Source organism: Hyalangium minutum (genome assembly GCF_000737315.1).
GTDB lineage: Bacteria > Myxococcota > Myxococcia > Myxococcales > Myxococcaceae > Hyalangium > Hyalangium minutum.
The window spans coordinates 61,390-78,557 of the sequence record NZ_JMCB01000030.1 but is presented as its reverse complement, the minus strand read 5'-3'; the positions used below and the strand labels follow the sequence as shown (position 1 = coordinate 78,557).

General features: G+C 68.1%; 14 protein-coding genes and 1 pseudogene. 5 read left to right on the top strand and 10 right to left on the bottom strand.

Features of this window, described 5'->3' with window-relative positions; all coding sequences use genetic code 11:
• Nucleotides 1-120: 120 nt before the first annotated feature.
• Nucleotides 121-327, top strand: a pseudogene (locus DB31_RS51080) (tyrosine-type recombinase/integrase); the annotation flags it as partial.
• Nucleotides 328-390: 63 nt separating this feature from the next.
• Here the strand turns inward: DB31_RS51080 and DB31_RS42545 are convergent.
• From DB31_RS42545 to DB31_RS42525, 5 genes are all read right to left on the bottom strand, one after another.
• A complete protein-coding gene (locus tag DB31_RS42545; protein ID WP_044199229.1) occupies nt 391-1,845 on the bottom strand; it encodes a serine/threonine-protein kinase in 1,455 nt (484 codons plus the stop codon).
• A gap of 150 nt (nt 1,846-1,995) precedes the next feature.
• Complete coding sequence (locus tag DB31_RS42540) at nt 1,996-3,315, bottom strand: DUF418 domain-containing protein (RefSeq protein WP_044199226.1); 1,320 nt, start codon at nt 3,313-3,315, stop codon at nt 1,996-1,998.
• A gap of 134 nt (nt 3,316-3,449) precedes the next feature.
• The gene (locus DB31_RS42535; protein ID WP_044199223.1) at nt 3,450-4,103 is read right to left on the bottom strand and encodes a LysM peptidoglycan-binding domain-containing protein; all 654 of its coding nucleotides are present in this window, start codon (nt 4,101-4,103) and stop codon (nt 3,450-3,452) included.
• Nucleotides 4,104-4,242: 139 nt separating this feature from the next.
• The gene (locus DB31_RS42530; protein ID WP_044199220.1) at nt 4,243-6,450 is read right to left on the bottom strand and encodes an MSCRAMM family protein; all 2,208 of its coding nucleotides are present in this window, start codon (nt 6,448-6,450) and stop codon (nt 4,243-4,245) included.
• 21 nt (nt 6,451-6,471) lie between these two features.
• Nucleotides 6,472-7,233, bottom strand: a complete 762-nt coding sequence (locus tag DB31_RS42525) for a DUF6159 family protein (RefSeq protein ID WP_205628660.1) — start codon at nt 7,231-7,233, stop codon at nt 6,472-6,474.
• A 340-nt stretch (nt 7,234-7,573) separates the two neighbouring features.
• Here DB31_RS42525 and ftsH point away from each other — a divergent pair, with 340 nt between their 5' ends.
• Nucleotides 7,574-9,424 (top strand): ATP-dependent zinc metalloprotease FtsH, encoded by a 1,851-nt coding sequence (gene ftsH / locus DB31_RS42520; RefSeq protein WP_044199216.1) that lies wholly within the window; start codon nt 7,574-7,576, stop codon nt 9,422-9,424.
• Here the strand turns inward: ftsH and DB31_RS42515 are convergent.
• Nucleotides 9,384-10,391: an NAD-dependent epimerase/dehydratase family protein gene (locus DB31_RS42515; RefSeq protein WP_044199214.1), complete on the bottom strand. Its 1,008-nt coding sequence runs from the start codon at nt 10,389-10,391 to the stop codon at nt 9,384-9,386. The genes ftsH and DB31_RS42515 overlap by 41 nt on opposite strands.
• A 193-nt stretch (nt 10,392-10,584) precedes the next feature.
• On the opposite strand from DB31_RS42515, the gene DB31_RS42510 reads away from it, so the two are divergent.
• Nucleotides 10,585-11,961 (top strand): GspE/PulE/PilB domain-containing protein, encoded by a 1,377-nt coding sequence (locus DB31_RS42510; protein ID WP_044199259.1) that lies wholly within the window; start codon nt 10,585-10,587, stop codon nt 11,959-11,961.
• Between the two features lie 64 nt (nt 11,962-12,025).
• Complete coding sequence (locus DB31_RS42505) at nt 12,026-12,802, top strand: class I SAM-dependent methyltransferase (RefSeq protein WP_044199212.1); 777 nt, start codon at nt 12,026-12,028, stop codon at nt 12,800-12,802.
• 39 nt (nt 12,803-12,841) lie between these two features.
• On the opposite strand, the gene DB31_RS42500 is transcribed toward DB31_RS42505, so the two are convergent.
• The 4 genes from DB31_RS42500 to DB31_RS45820 form a co-directional block, all read right to left on the bottom strand.
• Complete coding sequence (locus DB31_RS42500) at nt 12,842-13,768, bottom strand: DUF4202 family protein (protein ID WP_044199209.1); 927 nt, start codon at nt 13,766-13,768, stop codon at nt 12,842-12,844.
• A 118-nt stretch (nt 13,769-13,886) separates the two neighbouring features.
• The gene (locus DB31_RS42495; RefSeq protein ID WP_240487252.1) at nt 13,887-14,384 is read right to left on the bottom strand and encodes a GNAT family N-acetyltransferase; all 498 of its coding nucleotides are present in this window, start codon (nt 14,382-14,384) and stop codon (nt 13,887-13,889) included.
• A gap of 1 nt (nt 14,385) precedes the next feature.
• Nucleotides 14,386-14,643 carry a hypothetical protein gene (locus DB31_RS42490; RefSeq protein ID WP_157232458.1) on the bottom strand — a complete coding sequence of 86 codons (258 nt, stop codon included), beginning with the start codon at nt 14,641-14,643 and terminating at the stop codon, nt 14,386-14,388.
• A gap of 161 nt (nt 14,644-14,804) precedes the next feature.
• The gene (locus DB31_RS45820; RefSeq protein WP_052420690.1) at nt 14,805-15,464 is read right to left on the bottom strand and encodes a response regulator transcription factor; all 660 of its coding nucleotides are present in this window, start codon (nt 15,462-15,464) and stop codon (nt 14,805-14,807) included.
• A gap of 524 nt (nt 15,465-15,988) precedes the next feature.
• On the opposite strand from DB31_RS45820, the gene DB31_RS42480 reads away from it, so the two are divergent.
• Nucleotides 15,989-17,110 carry an NAD-dependent epimerase/dehydratase family protein gene (locus DB31_RS42480; RefSeq protein WP_044199204.1) on the top strand — a complete coding sequence of 374 codons (1,122 nt, stop codon included), beginning with the start codon at nt 15,989-15,991 and terminating at the stop codon, nt 17,108-17,110.
• Nucleotides 17,111-17,168 lie beyond the last annotated feature (58 nt).

The following is a 17,168-nucleotide window of genomic DNA, read 5'->3' as shown; positions in this document are numbered from 1 at the left end:
CTCCTCGACGACGAGAGAGTGAAGCCAGGCGAACCAGGGGCTGATCGCGGAGACGAGGGCCAACGCCTGAGCCGTGACGCTGGCGACGAGGAGAGAGATCAGCGCCACCGAACTGATACCGCGAGCCACCTCGCTATGCGGGGCGTTCCGCTCAAGGTCATCCAGGAGTAGATGGGACACGTCACCATCGAAATGACCGAGCGCTATGCCCACCTGAGCCCCGACACGCGGCGAGAGGCGGTCGGTGTTCTCGACCGGCCCCTGCCGCTTGCGCCCGCATGCGACATACGTGCAACACGGATGGAGGAAGCGGCTAACCATCCGTAAAGACGTACTCAGGAAGTGGAGGCGGCGGGAATCGAACCCGCTGCCTGCGATGCACCGCAGTGTCTACTGCTGAGGGGTGTCGGAGGTGGGCGCGCGCGGACGCTCGTACATGACAGAGTAACAGGCGCCCTGCCACTCGTACTCGTTGAAGCCGCAGGGCGGCTCGACGTCGGCTAGGAGGAGCCAGCAGCCGCCCTGGATGACCTTGGCCCCGTTGCGTTGGCAGGGGGGACGTTTCTGTCCAGGCAGTGGTTGAGTCGGCAGGTCTGTCGAGACCACCTTGGCGAGTAGCGGAAGCTGTGGGGGCTCGACGCGAGCGGCAAGTGCCTCCTCGCCCAACGCGCGGGTTCCTCCATCGGGTGCGGCGCCCCCATCGGAGGCTTCCGGTGGCATGGCCACGAGCAGCTCCGAATCAGGGGGGCGGTCTGGCCCAAAGAGGCTCTGGCTCCCCCAGACCACCAAGAGGGCTGTCAGGCAGGAGCCCAACGCCCTGGCGAGCTTGGGGTGCTCGGCGCTGGCTCGAGCAGGTTCAGCCGCTGGAACTGCATGCGCCGCAGGTACGGCGGGAGCGGGCCCGCAGCGAACCGCAGCACCAGGCCGGTCCACGGTGAAGAGCGGCTCGTTGGCCCTGGAGCCCAGTCGCCGAGCGATGGTCATCGCTTCCTCGGCCACCTCTCGTGGGGAGGCGCGTTGCTGGGGATCCTCCGCCAACATGCGCTCGATGAGCGCGGAGAACTCCGGCCCCACGCGGCTGTTGTGCGCTTGAGCGGGCAGGCGCCGGGGAGGAGGCGTCTGCAGCCGCTGCTTGACGTCCTCCGGGCTCGTTCCCGGAGGCGGATAGACGCGCGTCACCAGCTTGAAGGCCGTGACGCCCAACGCATAGACATCATCGGCGGCTGTCGGCTCGTAGCGAGCCTCGAGGGTGTCCCAGTGCTTCCAGTGGAAGCGCAGCGCCTGAGGGCTGCGGTACTCCGGAGTGTTGGGGGGCATCAGGCTCTGCGTCAAAGGAGGCGCCCCCTTCCAAGTCCCCGAGCCGAAGTCGATGAGCACGGCCCGTCCTTGAGCATCGACCAAGATGTTGTCGCCCTTCATGTCGCGGTGGAGGCCTTCGATTTGGTGGAGCAGGGCCAGTGCGTCAGCCACCTGGGCCACCACCAAGAGCGCTTGTCGGGGGGAGACCGGGTGGTGACGCGCCCACTCGTACAGCGGCAGTCCGTGGATCCACTGCATGACGATGTAGGGGTGAACGGCGTCGGCCGAAGCATGCCACTCCCCCTGATCCAGCAGCCGTGGCACCGATGGATGCTGGAGCTTCTCCAACAAGGTGGCCTCGCGGCGGAAGCGCGGGTCTCCGGGGAAGACAGCCATCTTCAGCGCCACTGGAGGCGAGTCAGGCTGTGAAGCGAGCCGGGCCCGGAAGACCAGGCCGTAGGAACCCCGGCCGGCATAGCCCTCGATGCGCCAGGGGCCTACGAGGTCCCCAGGACTGAGGGAGGCAGGGGAGGGAATGTCTGTCATTGCATACCTCGGCGTGATGGGGCGGTCAGCTCCGCCCTCGCGCAGCCTACCCAACGAGTAGGCGGGCGTCATGCCGCCCTGGCGGGTTGTGCCAGACACCGGAACCCTCCCGTCCCGAGGCATCGAGAGGGGGACTGCTGGCCTCGGAGCTCAGCTCGCCGCCGACTCCGGGGCGCTCGGGGGCGCCAGGCGCATGGGCTGGGCCCGGCCGTAGGTGAGCGAGCGCCACAGCCACTCGGCCGGGCCGAAGCGGAACCGGGACAGCCACCCGTGGCTGAAGGGGATCTGCAGCGCGAACACGGCCATCGTCAGCGCCACACAGCGCGACGGCGGCAGCTTGCCCACGAGCCCCAGCCCCCACCCGTCGTAGAGGCAGAGGCTCACCACCGACTGCGTCAGGTAATTGGTGAGCGCCATGCGGCCTACCGGCGCCAGCACCGACATCCGTTTGCGCCACCCCTCGCGCTGGAAGAGCAGGGCAAAGGCGGCCACGTACACCGCGGCCAACCCCAGGTAGCCCGCCTCGTGGATGAGCGGCATGATCACCATCCACGCATCCTTCACGGGGTCCACCAGCCCCGCGATGCGCAGGCGCTGCACCACCACCATCGCGCCATTGCCCAGCACGCCCAGCACCAGTCCCCACACGAGCAGCCGGCGGTGCCACGGGCGGTTGCGCTCCACGTCCTGCATCAGCAGATGCCGTCCCGCCAGCAGGCCCAGCAGGAAGCGGCCGAGGATCTCGATCATCCAGAGCAGGCGGTTGACCTGCCAGACCATGGCCGTGACGAAGTATCGCGCGCTCTCCAGCTGGACGGCCCAGAAGGAATCGCTCGCGCGGCCCGCCAGGTACCGCGCCCGCATCTGGGCCAGTGCCTCCTCCTGCGCCTTGGCCTGCTCGGCCGCCGCCTGTGCACCGTGCAGCAGGATGGGGCCATAGTGCTGGATCAGGGGCGCCACCAGTGGCACCACTCCCACCAGCACCAGCACCCAGATCAGCACCGTCTTGTCCGAGCGCTCACGGAAGAGCAGCAGCACGAAGCCCACCAGGGCATAGGTGGAGAGCACGTCACCGGGCCAGATTCCGAAGAGGTGCGTCAGGCCGATGCCCAGCAGCACCAGCAGCCGTCGCGAGTACAGCGGGACAATCGCACGGCCCCGGGCCTTGGCGCGCGACAGCTGGATGGTGAAGCCCAGTCCGAACAGGAACGAGAAGAGGGTGACGAACTTCTGGTTCACGAAGAAGTGGTAGAGCGAGCTGACCACTCCCTCGAACAGCGGAGCTCCCAGCGCCTTGGCCTGCTCGCGCGGCAGCAGGTTGCGCCCGCTGAACCACATGAAGCTGTTCGAGAGGAAGACGCCCCACAGGGCGAAGCCGCGCAGCACGTCCAGCAGGACGACTCGCTCGGACACATCCACCGGGCGGGCCTCGGTCTCCAGGGCCGGCACGGCGGGGGTTGGTTCGGACATGCCTCCAGCAGACGCCCTGGGCCTCCCCGCGTCCATAGGCCGGGCGTGTCACTGTCGGCTGCGGACACGACAACGCCCCCGGTCAACAGCCCCGGAGGCGTCGGTGGTGGCGGTGCTCTGCCTGCTTGGGTGCGCTAGATCGGCATGAAGATCTTCAGGCCGCTGCGGCTCGCGTTGCCCGCCAGCGTGTTGCGCTCGATGAAGTCGCTCGCGGACGAGTGGCCGTCACCCGTGGTGATGGCGGTGTGGCCGTAGATGCTGCCCAGGCGCGTCGAGGTCTTCTCCCAGGTGAGCACCATGCCCGGGATCTTCAGGGCCTCGGACAGCGGCATGTTCACCTGCTTGAACTTGTCCCGGGGCAGGTTGTTGTCGATCTGGTTGCCGTTGCCCCACACCTTGATGCCCATGGAGTTCTTGATGGCCTTGCTCACGCCCGTGGCGCACAGGCCCTGGCTGTTGTAGCCGCCCATGCTCATCGCCGCCGCCTTGCCGGCCTCAGCCAGCTTGCGCATCTGAGGGGTCACCTTGACGCCGTTGACCGTCTGCGCCCCGCCCGTGCCGCCGGTGCCACCCGTGCCGCCCGTGCCGCCGGCCGGCTTCTTGCCGCCGCCCTTGGCGGGCTCGAAGGTGGACTTACCGGAGTGACCCGGGATCTGCAGGGTCTTGCCCGCGTAGATGAGGTTCGGGTTGGCAATCTTGTTGGCCTTGGCCAGCGCGCCGACGGTGGTGTGGTAGCGCGAGGCGATGGCCGAGAGGGTGTCGCCGGACTTGATGCGGTAGGTGGACATGAAGATCTCCTTGCGCTGATTCTCGTGTCAGCCGCGCCGAAGTTGCGTCGAATTTCTCGGGCTCTTGGAATTCATTCACCCCCAGGACCCTACAAATAGGGAAACCCGAGCAAAACCAGGAGGATGAGAGACTCCCGGACTACGGCTCGGGCTCCTTGTCCTCGTCCCTTTCCAGGACGAAGCGCAGCTCACCGGCGCTCACGTGAACGGTGAGGGCGTCGCTGAAGTCGCTCTGGGAGACCACCGTTGAATCCCGCGGGAGGCGGATCATGTAGCCGGGCTTTTCGAACCGGAACCCGTAGGTCGCGCGTGTCAGGTGGTGAAAGGTGAAGCGCCCGTCCGGTCCCGAGAGGACGGTGATGCCGGGCACGGCCACCAAGAGCGCGTTCTCCACCTCGGGCTCTGCCGGATCCTGCGCCCGGTCGAGCGTCACGGTGACCCCCGCGAGCGGGCGGCCCTGGTCGTCCTCCACCCAGCCCGTCCAGCTGTGCCCAGGCTCGAAGCGCAGCTGGAGCGGTGAGGACAGGCTCCGGCGCAGCTCCACGCGGGTGGACACCTCGCGCAGCGTCCTGTCGCCCTCGTACCACGCATAGATGAGATAGGAGCCCTCGGAGAGCGCGGGCAGCAGGAACCGGCCCTCTGCATCCGTCAGCACCACCTCGCCCGCGTGGTAGGGAGGCGCCGCGTCCACGGAGAGGAGCTGTGCGCCCTGAACGGGCTTGCCGGCCTCGTCCATCAACACGCCCGCCAGGCTCAGGCCGCGATTGACGGCGAAGCGCACCTCTTGGGCAGGCGCCACAACCGACATGGAGGTGAGCCGGACCTCGGAGCTGTCCGTGGCGAGCTCATACGGCCCCGGAGTTGGAGCGGAGATCTTGAAGGCGCCGCGCTCATCCGTCCGCGCGCTGGTCACGGGCATGTTCGGGCGGCGATGGTGTCCCACCATGTAGGAGCCCTCCCTCGCGCCCGGCCTCCACAGCTGGAGCGGGAGGTGGGGAAGGGGCCGGCCCTCGGTATCTACGGCGATTCCCTCCACGGGGACGATCTTCTTCAGCGTGAAGTCCAGCAAGGAGCCGTCCTCCGGCAGGTTCTTGTTGGAGTAGTGGTCCAGATAGGAGTCCGCCTGGACACTCACCCCATAGGTGCCCTTGGCCAGGGGGCCTAGCCGGTAGTGCCCCCGCACGTCCGTCGCCACCTTTCCCGCGGAGTTCCTCCAAGGGCCATGGGCCTCGACCTCGGCGCCCTCCACGGGGGCTCCGGCCTCGTCACTCACGGTTCCCTCGAGGAACGCCGGAGGAGAGAGCTCCAAGGTGAGGCTCTCCATCGGGTCCTTGCGGAAGGCCAGGGTCAGCAGGGCCCTCTCCGGCTCCTTCACCGCCTGCAGCACATAGGAGCTCTCGCGGAGTTCGTCGAAGGCGAAGCGGCCCTGCGCATCCGTCTGGGTCTCCCAGAGATGCCCGTTGTCGGTGAGCTGAACGTGGGCGCTCGCGGCGGGGGCACCGCCCTGGAGGACGCGTCCAGAGATTCTTCGCGGGCGCTCCAGGGTCGTTCGAGCATTGAACTTGTAGAGCTCCTGGAGCGAGAAGAACTCGGAGAGCCACCCCGGCTTCGTGAAGACGAGGAAGTACTCCCCGGGCGGCAGGGGCTCGAAGCGGAACATCCCCTGCGCGTCCGTGACGGTGTCGAAGAAGCGGCCCAGGGAGAGGTGGATGGCGGTGACGAGCACGCCCTGCAGAGGGCCCTCATCGTGGCCCACCACCAGGCCCTCGGCGTGGTGCCCCGCAGCCAGCACCAACTCCGCATGCTGCTGGCCGGAGGGTACCTGGCGCAGTACCGCGGCGCCTCGAGGGCTGTCCGCCCAGAGGGTGACGGTCCCTGGCCCCAGCCCTTCCAAGAGGAACGCGCCATCCGCGGCCGACGTCGTCCGAGCCAGGACGAGCACATCCCCCTCACGCGCGGCCACATGCCGCATGAACAGCGCGGACGCCGGGGCGTACCACTGGACGACTTGGGGCGGGGACAGCCCGCGCAGCCCGCCCTGCTCCGCGGGCAGCTCTGAGAGCGTCTCGCGAGGATCCACTCCCGTGGCCAGCACCACCGCGCCTGCCACGGGGCCTTGCGCGTCCCGCACCACGCCTCGGATGCTCAGGTCTCCCGGAGCAGGAGGTGTGGAAGCCACGGGAGCCCGGCCCGGGAGCGCCGCCTCACGAGAGGCCGGCTGCGAGGATGCCCGTGCGGCCTCGGACTCGGGCGCAGAGGGCGCTTCCTTCCAGAAAAGCCCCACCACCAGGCCGAGAAGCACGAGCCCCAGGACGATGAAAGCCGCGCGTTTCAGCGGACGTCTCACTGCAGCCGCAGTGCGTTTGCCTCAGTCCTTCGGGCGGAACGCGCCCTCCACCATGCCGGCCTCGAAGCCCTGGCTGACGTCGCCCTCGGCGGCGTAGCGGTAGAGCGCCGCGGTGTAGATGCCCGACAGCGTCGCGTTCACCAGCGACAGCAGCAGCAGAGAGAGAACGAAGCCGCCGATGACCAGCCCGATGAGGACCGGCGAGCCAGCGGAGACGGCCAGGATGATCATCGGCACGAACACGAGGATGAGCAGGAACGTGGCCAGGCCGGTGATGGCACCGAGCGAGAAGCCGCCAATCACCTGCTCGCCCCACGTCTTCTTGAGCAGCGCCATGCTGCGCTTCACCGCGTCCACCGGGCTGACGTCCTCCGTCACGAGCACGGGCACCACGAGGAAGGTGGCCAGGTTCCACGCCATGCCGATGAGGCCAATGATGATCTTCCCGATGAACCCCGCGCGCTCCTGCAGCGCGCGCAGCACCATGCCCACCGTGGCCGCGATGAGCGCATAGCCGAAGATGGTGCCCACCTTGCTGCCGGCGATGCGGAAGCCGTCCGCCACCGTGGGGTCTCCGCCGCGCAGCCGGATCATCGCCGCGCCTACCAGCGCCGAGTTGCAGAAGAAGATGACGAAGTAGGAGACCAGGTAGAACAGGAAGGCGACGACGTAAGAGCCCACGCCTTCCAGCATCCCCGCCGCGTTCTCCGTCAAGAAGATGGGAAGGGCAAAGGCCACGGTGACCAGCACCAGCATCACGGCCGACAAGGCAGGGAAAAGCATCAATTCCTTATCAGCGCTCAACACCGCAGCACTCGCCTTGGCGAGTTTCCAGCTATTGGAGATTCGTTCGAACACGCAGAGACCCCCGGTTTTGATGGGACGATACCCCGTCAGCGGCCCTCGGCGCACCTGGGGAGCAGGCGAGGGGGCAAGCACGACCTCTTCCCGGGAGGGACCCACGCAAACTTTGCGCAGTTTCAGGCGGAGAACGAAGTGTGCTTGCGCCGTTTGGGATTAGAGATAAGCCGTGCATGATGTGAGGCAGACCTGAATCAACAAAAAGAGGTCAGGGCCGCAGCGGGGGGGGATTGGGGCCGGGCTGAGCTTAAAGGATGATTGTATGAAGAAAGAGAAGCCGCTGTGGTGGCGGTGGGCCCTGCCTGTCTTGCTCCTGGTGTCGTTCATCGGTTTGCAACAGTGGGTACGGTGGCGGCAGGGAACGACGTTTTCCTATTCGGAGTTCCGTGAAGCCGTGGCGCAGGGAAGGGTGTCTTCCGTGCGCATCTCCGCCTCGCATGTGGAGGGCCGCTTCAAGGACGGACCCGAAGACCCGGGCCGTGGCTTCTCCGCGCTCCGCGTGGACGATCCCGACCTGCTGAGAGAGCTGCGCGCCCAGGGGGTGAAGGTCTCGGGGGCGTTGCCAGAGCTGCCGTGGACAACGCTGGCTGTGAGCGTGCTGATGGTGGGCGGCATTGCCTACCTGCTCCTGACGCGCGTCAGTGGCGTGGGCGGGGCAGCGGAGGGCTACCTGTCCGCGGGACGCAGCCGAGCGAAGATCTACGCGGAGCATGACGTCACGGTGGGCTTCGCGGACGTGGCCGGGGTGGACGAGGCGAAGGAGGACCTGGCCGAGGTCGTCTCCTTCCTCCAAACGCCAGAGCAGTTCCGGCGCCTGGGTGGGAAGCTCCCCAAGGGGGTGCTCCTGGTGGGGCCTCCGGGCACGGGCAAGACGCTGCTGGCGCGTGCGGTGGCCGGTGAGGCGAAGGTGCCCTTCTTCAGCCTCAGCGGCTCGGAGTTCGTGGAGATGTTCGTGGGCGTGGGCGCCGCGCGCGTGAGGGACTTGTTCCAGCAAGCCCGGGCGCAGGCGCCCTGCATCATCTTCATCGACGAGCTGGACGCGCTGGGCCGTGCGCGCAACGCCGGGCCCATGGGCCATGAGGAGCGGGAGCAGACGCTCAACCAGCTCTTGGTGGAGATGGACGGCTTCGACCCACGCATCGGCGTCATCCTCATGGCGGCCACCAACCGGCCGGAGATCCTGGACCCAGCGCTGTTGCGGGCGGGCCGCTTCGACCGGCAGGTCCTCGTGGATCGGCCGGACAGGAGTGGGCGGCTGGACATCTTGAAGCTGCACGCGCGCTCGGTGCCCCTGGAGGATGCTGGCGATCTGGAGCGGCTGGCGGGCATGACGGTGGGCATGGTGGGGGCGGACCTGGCCAACGTCATCAACGAGGCGGCGCTGAGGGCATCCCGGCACGGCCAGAACACGGTCACGCGCGCGGATCTGGAGGAGGCGGTGGAGCGCGCGGTGGCCGGGCTTCAGAAGCGCCACCGGGTGCTCAGCGCGCAGGAGCGGGAGCGTGTGGCGTACCACGAGCTGGGTCACGCGCTGGTGGGCATGGCCCTGTCCAGCGTGGGGGTGGTGCAGAAGGTGTCCATCGTCCCGCGAGGGACTGCGGCGCTGGGCTACACCCTCCAGGTGCCCACCGAGGACCGCTTCCTGATGACGCGGCGGGAGCTGGAGGACAAGATCGCCACACTGCTCGGAGGGCGCGTGGCCGAGGAGCTCATCTTCCAGGAGGTCTCCACGGGAGCCCACGATGACTTGCTCAGGGCCACGGACATCGCCCGGAGCATGGTGGTCTCCTACGGCATGACCGAGGTGCTGGGCCTGGCGACGTTCGATGAGGGCCGGGGCTCGGCCTTTCTGGAGTCCGGGCCCTCGCGCACGAGAGGCAACTACAGCGAGGGGCTCGCTCGGCGCATCGACGACGAGGTCGGGAACATCCTCAAGGGGCAGCATGCCCGGGTGCGCGAGCTGCTCGGGAAGCGCGAGCAGGTCCTGCGCCGGGCCGCGCACACGCTCCTGCAGAAGGAGACGCTCAGTGGGGAGGAGCTGACGGCGCTGGTGGCCGCTCCGGGTTCCAGCATCACCCCCGCCCCGCCGCCTCCCAACCGCGACGCGGCCTGAGCTCGCCGCTCGAAGGCCCCAGCTCCTGGCGGAACCACGCGAGTGTCTCCACGAGCCCCTCCTCCAGCGAGGTGCGCGGCTCCCAGCCCAGCAGCGTTCGGGCCCGGGTGATGTCCGGGCGGCGCTGCTGGGGGTCTTCCCTGAGCAGCGGCTGGAAGAGGATGCGCCCTGCTCCGCCCGCTGCGGCGCGGACGGCCTCGGCGAGCTGGAGGAGGGTCATCTCCCGAGGGTTGCCGATGTTCACCGGCTCGGTGACGTTGCACAGGGCCAGCCGCACCAGCCCGTCGATGACATCCCGCACGTAGCAGAACGAGCGCGTCTGCGAGCCGTCGCCGAACACCGTGAAGTCCTCGCCTCGGAGCGCTTGGCCCACGAAGGCGGGCACCACGCGGTCTTCATCCAGGCGCATCCTCGGCCCGTACGTATTGAAGATGCGCGCGATGCGCGTGCGCAGGCCGTGGCCGCGGTGGTAGGCCATGACGAGCGCCTCGCCGTAGCGCTTGGCCTCGTCGTAGCAGCAGCGCGGCCCGATCGGGTTCACGTTGCCCCAGGAGTCCTCCTGCTGGGAATGCACGAGCGGATCCCCGTAAAGCTCCGAGGCGGAGGCCTGAAGGAACACCGCGCCCTTCTCGCGCGCCAGCCGCAGGCCGTTCTCGGTGCCCAGCGAGCCCGCGCGCAGCGTCTCGATGGGCAGCTGGGCGCAGTCGATGGGCGAGGACGGGGAGGCCAGGTTGAAGACGTAGTGCACCGGACCTGCGATGCGCAGCGGCTCGGTGACGTCATGCTCCACGGACAGGAAGCCCCCCAGCGCCGTCAGCCCCGCCAGGTTGCGCGGGTTGCCAGTGACGAAGTTGTCCAGGCTGATGACTTCGTCCGTGCCCTCGCGCAGCAACCGCTCGCACAGGTGCGAGCCGAGGAATCCCGCGCCGCCCAGGACCACGATTCGCTTGCCATGGAAGTCATTCATGCACACCAATCTCAAGCGCGATCCGCAGCGTGAGAAGCGGCTTGGGACTCGGGTACAGCTTCTCGGTCCACCCATCGACGCGCCTCTTCCCCACACGTCCGCCTCTCACGGCCTGTAGGGCCCCGGGGGCACACCGGCGGAAAGGCTGCCGAGGCCGTAGACGACAGCCTCTCCGCTGGCCTTGAATCCGGGCATGGCTCGCAAACTGGGAGAACAACTGGTTTCGGAAGGCGTCCTGAAGCCGGACATGCTGGCGCGGGCGCTCGAGCGTCAGAAGGCCACGGGGCAGAAGCTGGGGGAGTGCCTGGTGCGCCTGGGGTTGGATGAGACCCCCGTACTCCGCGTGCTCGCCCAGGAGTTCAAGACGCGCTTCGTGTCCACCGCGAAGCTCTCCCAGGCGAAGATCGAGCCCTCGCTCCTCGAGAAGATTCCGGTCCGGCTGGCGGAGGGGTTCGACTTCGTCCCGCTGCGGATGGACGAGGCCGGGGTGCTGTACGTCGCCATCGCCGAGCCGCAGCGGCAGCGCGCCATCGAGGAGATTGCCCGCACGGCGGGCGTGAAGCAGGTGCTGCCCTTCGTGGCGGTGCGGCGGTCCATCCGCGCGGCGATCCGCAAGCACTACTACGCGGACGCCCAGGCCTTCGAGCACATGCCGGACGACGAGTCCTGCCCGCACTGTGGGGCGCCCGTCTCGAAGGATGACTTCCAGTGCGAGCGCTGCGAGCTGCTCCTCGTCCGCAGCCCGGACGAGCTGCAGAAGCGGGACAATGTGTCCCTGGTGCGAGCGCTCATCGCCCCACCCGACAAGAAGGTCACCACCGAGAGGCCGGTTCATCCGCTCATGGACAAGACGCGGGCCTCCGGGTACGCGCACGATCCCGAGCGGTCCAAGCTGGTGCCGATCATCACCGGAGGCCTGCTGTCCATCGTGGAGAAGCCGCTCCACCCGTTCGAGGCCTACGTGCTCTCCTTCGTGGATGGCAGGACGCCGGTCTCGGACATCGCGAAGGTTACCAGCCTGGCTGATGTGGAACTGCACGCCATCTTCGAGTCCTTGTGCGAGCGGGAGATCACCCAGCTCACGACTCCTCCCGAGAAGCCAGCCCGTGCCCCCAGGCGTGCTCCGGAGGTGAAGAATGCGAAGCCCGCAGCCAAGGCGGTCAGCACTTCGGCTCCGGCTGAAGCTCCGGCTTCGGCCCAAGCTCCGGCTTCAGCCAAGAGCGCGCCTCCGCAACCGCCCGTGGCCACGCCTGCCCCCGCGCCCGTCACGGACAATGCCGCGGATGGCGTCATCCAGAGGGCCGTGCAGCTGGAGCGCAGCGGGAAGATCGAGGAGGCCATCGCGATGCTCGATCAGGGCATCTCCAAGCTCCCGCAGCCTGCGCCGCTCTACAACCGGCTGGGGATGATCCTGCTGAACCAGCGCAAGGACTACGCGCGGGCCTCGGCGCTCTTCCAGAAGGCAGCGGACCTCGACCCGGACAATAGCGCGTACATGATGAACCTCTATACGGTGCTCAGCCTCACGGCCGACGCGACGAACCCGGGCAAGAAGGTGAAGCGTAGGTGACGGTTTCCCAGGCGCTCCCTTCGCGCCTGTAGAGCTTCCTGGGGCAGGCGGTTATGAAGGCGGCATGCGCTCTCTTCTCTTCGTTGCTTGTCTGTCGCTCGCTGGATGTGCTCACTCGACCCAGTCCGAGTCTCCCGCTGCTGCCCCTCCACTCACGGCCGCCGCCGCGATGGCGATCGTCCAGGCGCCGGACCGGACCGAAGAGGACCGGGCCCTCGATGAGGGGCGCCACCCCGCGGCGCTGCTCGAGTTCGTAGGGGTGGCCCCCGGCATGAAGGTGGCCGAGCTGATGGCCGGTGCCGGGTACACCATCGAGCTGCTCGCCCGCGCGGTGGGGCCCACGGGCGTCGTCTACGGCGAGAACCCGCAGCTCGTCCGCGAGCGCTTCGCCGAGAAGCGCTGGACCGATCGGCTCGCGCGTCCGGTGAACGCCAAGGTGGTGCGGCTGGATCGCGAGCTGGACGATCCGTTTCCGCCCGAGGTGACAGACCTGGACGCGGTGGTGAGCAACATCATCTACCACGACTCCGTGTGGCTGAAGGCGGACCGCGCGAAGATGAACGCGGCGGTGTTCAAGGCGCTCAAGCCGGGCGGCGTCTACGTGGTCATCGATTCGAGCGCGAAGCCGGGCACGGGTGTGAACGACGTCCAGACGCTGCACCGCATCGACGAGCTGGTGGTCCGTGACGAGGTGCTCGCCGCAGGCTTCCAGCTGGCGGCCGAGAGCGACGTGTGGCGCAACCCGCAGGACCCGCGTGACTGGAACTCCAGCCCCGGCACGGCGGGCGAGCGCCGAGGCACGAGCGACCGCTTCGCTCTGAAGTTCGTGAAGCCGAAGTGACCGGAGCGATTCGCTCCCCCCCGAGCTGAATGATGGGCCTCATGCCACCCCTTCCTGGGCCGCCAGCCCAGAGAAGGGGAGGAGGGCCTCCACCATTCCGCGCACGGCCGGAGCCAGGCGCATGCGCTTCAGCTGGGCGTGGTGCTGGGGCCGGAGCCGCGCGAGCGTGTAGGCCACCTTCTTCCGGGAGTGCTCGGGGGAGAAGTAGCGGATGAAGCCCGAAGAGTTGATCGAGAAGAACGACAGCGCATCCGCATCGTTGAGCAGCGCCAGTGCGGAGTCATCTCCCGTCCGCTCGTGACGGGTGATGAGCCAGCGCACCCGCTCACAGGTGGTCGAGTCCATGTCCAGCTCCTCCAGCAGCGAGCAGGTGAGCTCCGCGCCCAGCGCCGCATGCGCGTCCTTGAAGAGCTGGTAGTCCTCCACCTTGTGCTCGATGCGGAAGTCCCCCTCCGAGAGCAGCCGCTCCACGTCATGGAAGAGCGCCGCCACCTGCACCTCCAGGCTGGCCTCGGGCTCCAGCCTCAGCACCCACTGCCAGGTGTCCAGCGCATGCCGGTAGTCCGCGTGGATGAGGGGCTTGTTCAGGTCATGGAGCGCGCGGTGGTGCGAGAGGATCTGTCCGAAGACTGCCCCCGAGGATGCCGGGTTGCGCCGGCCAATCAGGCCTTGGTAGCGCGTGAGGATCTCCAGCCCCGCCTGCGCGAGCCGCTCGCCCTGAGCGCCCGTCAGGTGCAGCGCGAGCCGTTCTTCGCCCGCCGCCGCGAAGACGCGCGCATCCCAGGCGAAGGGATCGAAGCTCGGACTGAGCCATGCCTGCGCGTCCAGGCTGAGCACCTGGGCGCCCACCCCCGCGCCGAGCGGCTGCACGGCCACGGTGGGAAACTCTCGGGCCAGGAGCGCCCAGCCCTCACTGTCTGCAGGACCGGTGGTGTCGACATCGGACAGCAGCAACTGCCTCAGCATCCCGCCTCCCCCTGGAGGCCCCGCTGGAGCCAGCCAAGGCCCATCGTGCGAACTCGCACTCCGGGCCACCACTGGAGGGCCGGGCAATGTGTCCGTGGCGCACCGGACAGTCCGGTGCTCACAGCCCCCGGTTGTCGAACACCTGCGCGGGCTCTCCGTTGAGCAAGGTCTGCTGGAACCGGCCGTGGGTGTACTCCGTGAGGACGTGTTTCCAGAACGCGATGGCGGCGCGGTTCTCGCGGAGCTGTGCCATTTCCCACACGCCTCGGAAGCGGTTCAGGACCCCGAGGGCTGCCTGCTGTCCCAAGCCCTGGCGGCGCTTGGAGCGGAGGATGAAGAACTCGCTCAACTGGTAGTCGCGGCCCTGCGTCATATAAGGAAAGGGGGCCTGCGCGACGAAGGCGAAGCCCACGGGCATCCCGTCGAGCCGGAAGAGGAGCGGATGCACCTGCTCGCTCTCGGACAGCCACGTGCTCAGGTAGTCCGGCTGCCAGACGCCTTGGGCATCGAGCGTGTAGCTACCCCCGAACTCGCTGAGATCATGGAGGTAGAGCGGGTAGAGGTTTCGGAGGATGGGGTACTCGCTGGGAGCGGCGCGCACGATCTGCAAGGACACCTCAGGGCTGCTCGGCCTGGAGCGCATCGAGGAGCGCCTGGACGATGCGGCGCATCTTCTCCGCTGAGTGGACGAGTGTCTCCGCGGCGGAGAGCTCCAAGGGGTCTCCCGGGTGGGTCCGGAGCTCCTCCACGAGTCCCTCCGCGGACAGCTTGAGCAACTCCACCGGGATCTGCAGCTCGGTGGCGATGAGCTCGGCCGAGGTGTTCGAATACAGCTCTTCCGGGAGGCGCGAGCCCCCCACGGCACTTGCTTCCATGGTGCTTCCCCCCCAGCTCTGGCCGGCCCAGGCGGGTCCGCCGGCGCATGGCTGTGTCACGCTTCTGCCAGCTCGCAGTATGAGTGCGCGAAACTCAGAGGTGTTACGCACCCAGGGGCATGTCGCACGGGCGCCCACTCAAGGGAGGCGGGGCAGGCGCCTCAGCCGGCCCGAGCCTGCGGCATGTTCTGGTTGCGTGGCAGGCTGCGGAGAGGCGGGCGGAGCCCCGCGCGGCACGCGAGCACGGCCAGCTCGGTCCGGTTCTCCGCGCTGAACAGCGAGAGCAGCGCGGACACGTGCGCCTTCACCGCCCGCTCGGAGATGCCGAGGTTCGCGGCGATCTTCAGGTTGTCCGAGCCGGTGGACAGGTAGCCCAGCACGTCCCGCTGCCGGGGCGTCATCATCGCCCAGAGCCGCTGCTGGTTCTGTGCCTCGGCCGACGGCTGCTCTGGGGTGTTCGACTCCTGGGCTGCCTGCGCCAGGCTCACCGCGGCGCGCAGGGCCTGGGGGGCCGCCTCGGGCCGCTCTACCGGCGTAGGCCCAGTGCCCGGGAACGCGGCCCGCTGTTGCACCGCGCCCATGATGACCACGGTGGCGTGTGGCGTTTTGCAACGCAGCTCCCTCACCAGCGCGAGGGGATCATCCGTGCGGTGATCCATGTCGACCAGCACCAGCTGCGGCGGGTTGTGCACCTCCCGCTGGAGCTCGGCGGCCGACTGGTACTCGCTAATCTGCTGAAATCCCTGAGACCGGAGGAGCTGGACCACGCCCTCTCGAAACAGGTTTTGATCCGACAGAATGGCAATGCTGGGCTCGTTCACGGTGGGGTTCCCTTTCGGGCCATCAGCACTGCAAGCCGTGTTCCCAAGTGAACAGAAGGCCTCCCAGGGCCGGGAGCGCGCAATTCCTGCGTCCTACCCCGGGGATCCGCAGATTCTGCGCGCCTGCGTGGGGTTTGAAGAGGGGATGCAATCCTGAAGGGCCGTTGCAATTCGCCACAGGTGAGGCAGTCCGCCCTGATCGACCTGTGAGGTAGGTTGTGGACGCGCGACCCAACACGTCCCTTGGGCCCGCTCCATACGACCCAGGGGCGATGCCCCCCAGGGTGAAATCCTTATTCTTTTCGAGAGCTTGCTCGATTCCCAGCAAAGGTCTCGTACGGCGGCACAAGCAGGCGATCCGCCACTACCCGCACGATTTGGACCTGCCTAGGTTCGCCCCCGAAAGCGTGGACCGCAGGCAAGACCACGGTGGCTCGGTGAATTGGCCGCGGCGGGTGCCCTCTTCTTCCCCTGATGCAAGTGGGAGAGGGGCTTACACAGGGCATGACGGTGTCGGAGGCGCAATGAAGAGCAAGCTCATCCTGGTGACCGGCGGTGCGGGCTTCATCGGCTCGCACGTGGCCGAGCAGCTCATGGCGCAGGGGCACCGGGTCCGCGTACTCGACTGTCTGCTGCCGCAGGTGCACGGGGAGGGCCGCCAGCGCCCGGCCTATCTCCACCCAGAGGTGGAGTTGCATGTGGGGGATGTGCGGGACGGGAAGGCGGTGCGGCACGCACTCGAGGGCGTGGACGCCGTGTACCACTTCGCAGCCGCGGTGGGCGTGGGCCAGAGCATGTACGAGATTGCCCACTGCACCTCGGTGAACAACCTGGGGACGGCGGTGCTGCTGGAGGCGCTCAGCCAGAAGCCGGTGCAGCGGCTGGTGGTGGCCTCGAGCATGAGCGTGTACGGCGAGGGACTCTTCACCGGCCCCGCGGGGCGGCTGACGACGGGCCAGGAGCGCACGCGCGAGCAGCTCCAGGCGGGCCAGTGGGAGGTGCGGGACGCGACGGGCCAGGTGCTGATGCCGGTGCCCACGCCGGAGGTCAAGGCGCTCTCTCTCTCCTCGGTGTACGCGCTCTCTAAGTACGACCAGGAGCGGCTGTGCCTCATGGTGGGGAAGGCCTACGGCATCCCCACGGTGGTGCTGCGCCTCTTCAACGTCTACGGGCCCCGGCAGGCGCTCTCCAACCCCTACGCGGGCGTGTTGGCCATCTTCGCCTCGCGGCTGCTGAACGGAAACCGGCCGCTCATCTTCGAGGACGGGCTGCAGCAGCGGGACTTCGTCAGCGTGCATGACGTGGCGCGGGCGTGCCGGCTGGCGCTGGAGGTGCCCGAGGCCGTGGGCGGCGTCTTCAACATCGGCAGCGGGCAGTCCATCACGGTGCGGGAAGCGGCGGCGGCCATCGCCGAGCTGATGGGCAAGCCGCACCTCCGGCCCGAAATCACCGGCAAGTACCGGGTGGGCGACGCGCGCCACTGCATCGCGGACATCTCGCTGGCGCGCAAGGTGCTGGGGTACTCGCCGCAGGTCTCCTTCCACCAGGGGCTCATGGAGCTGGCCGGGTGGCTGCGAGGCCAGGTGGCGCACGATCGCGTGGCTCAGGCCCAGGCGGAGCTCGAGGCACGGGGGCTGACGGTATGAGGCCCACCGCACGTCAGGTGGCCATCCCCCCTCTCTTCGTCCTCCTTCCAGAGCCCGT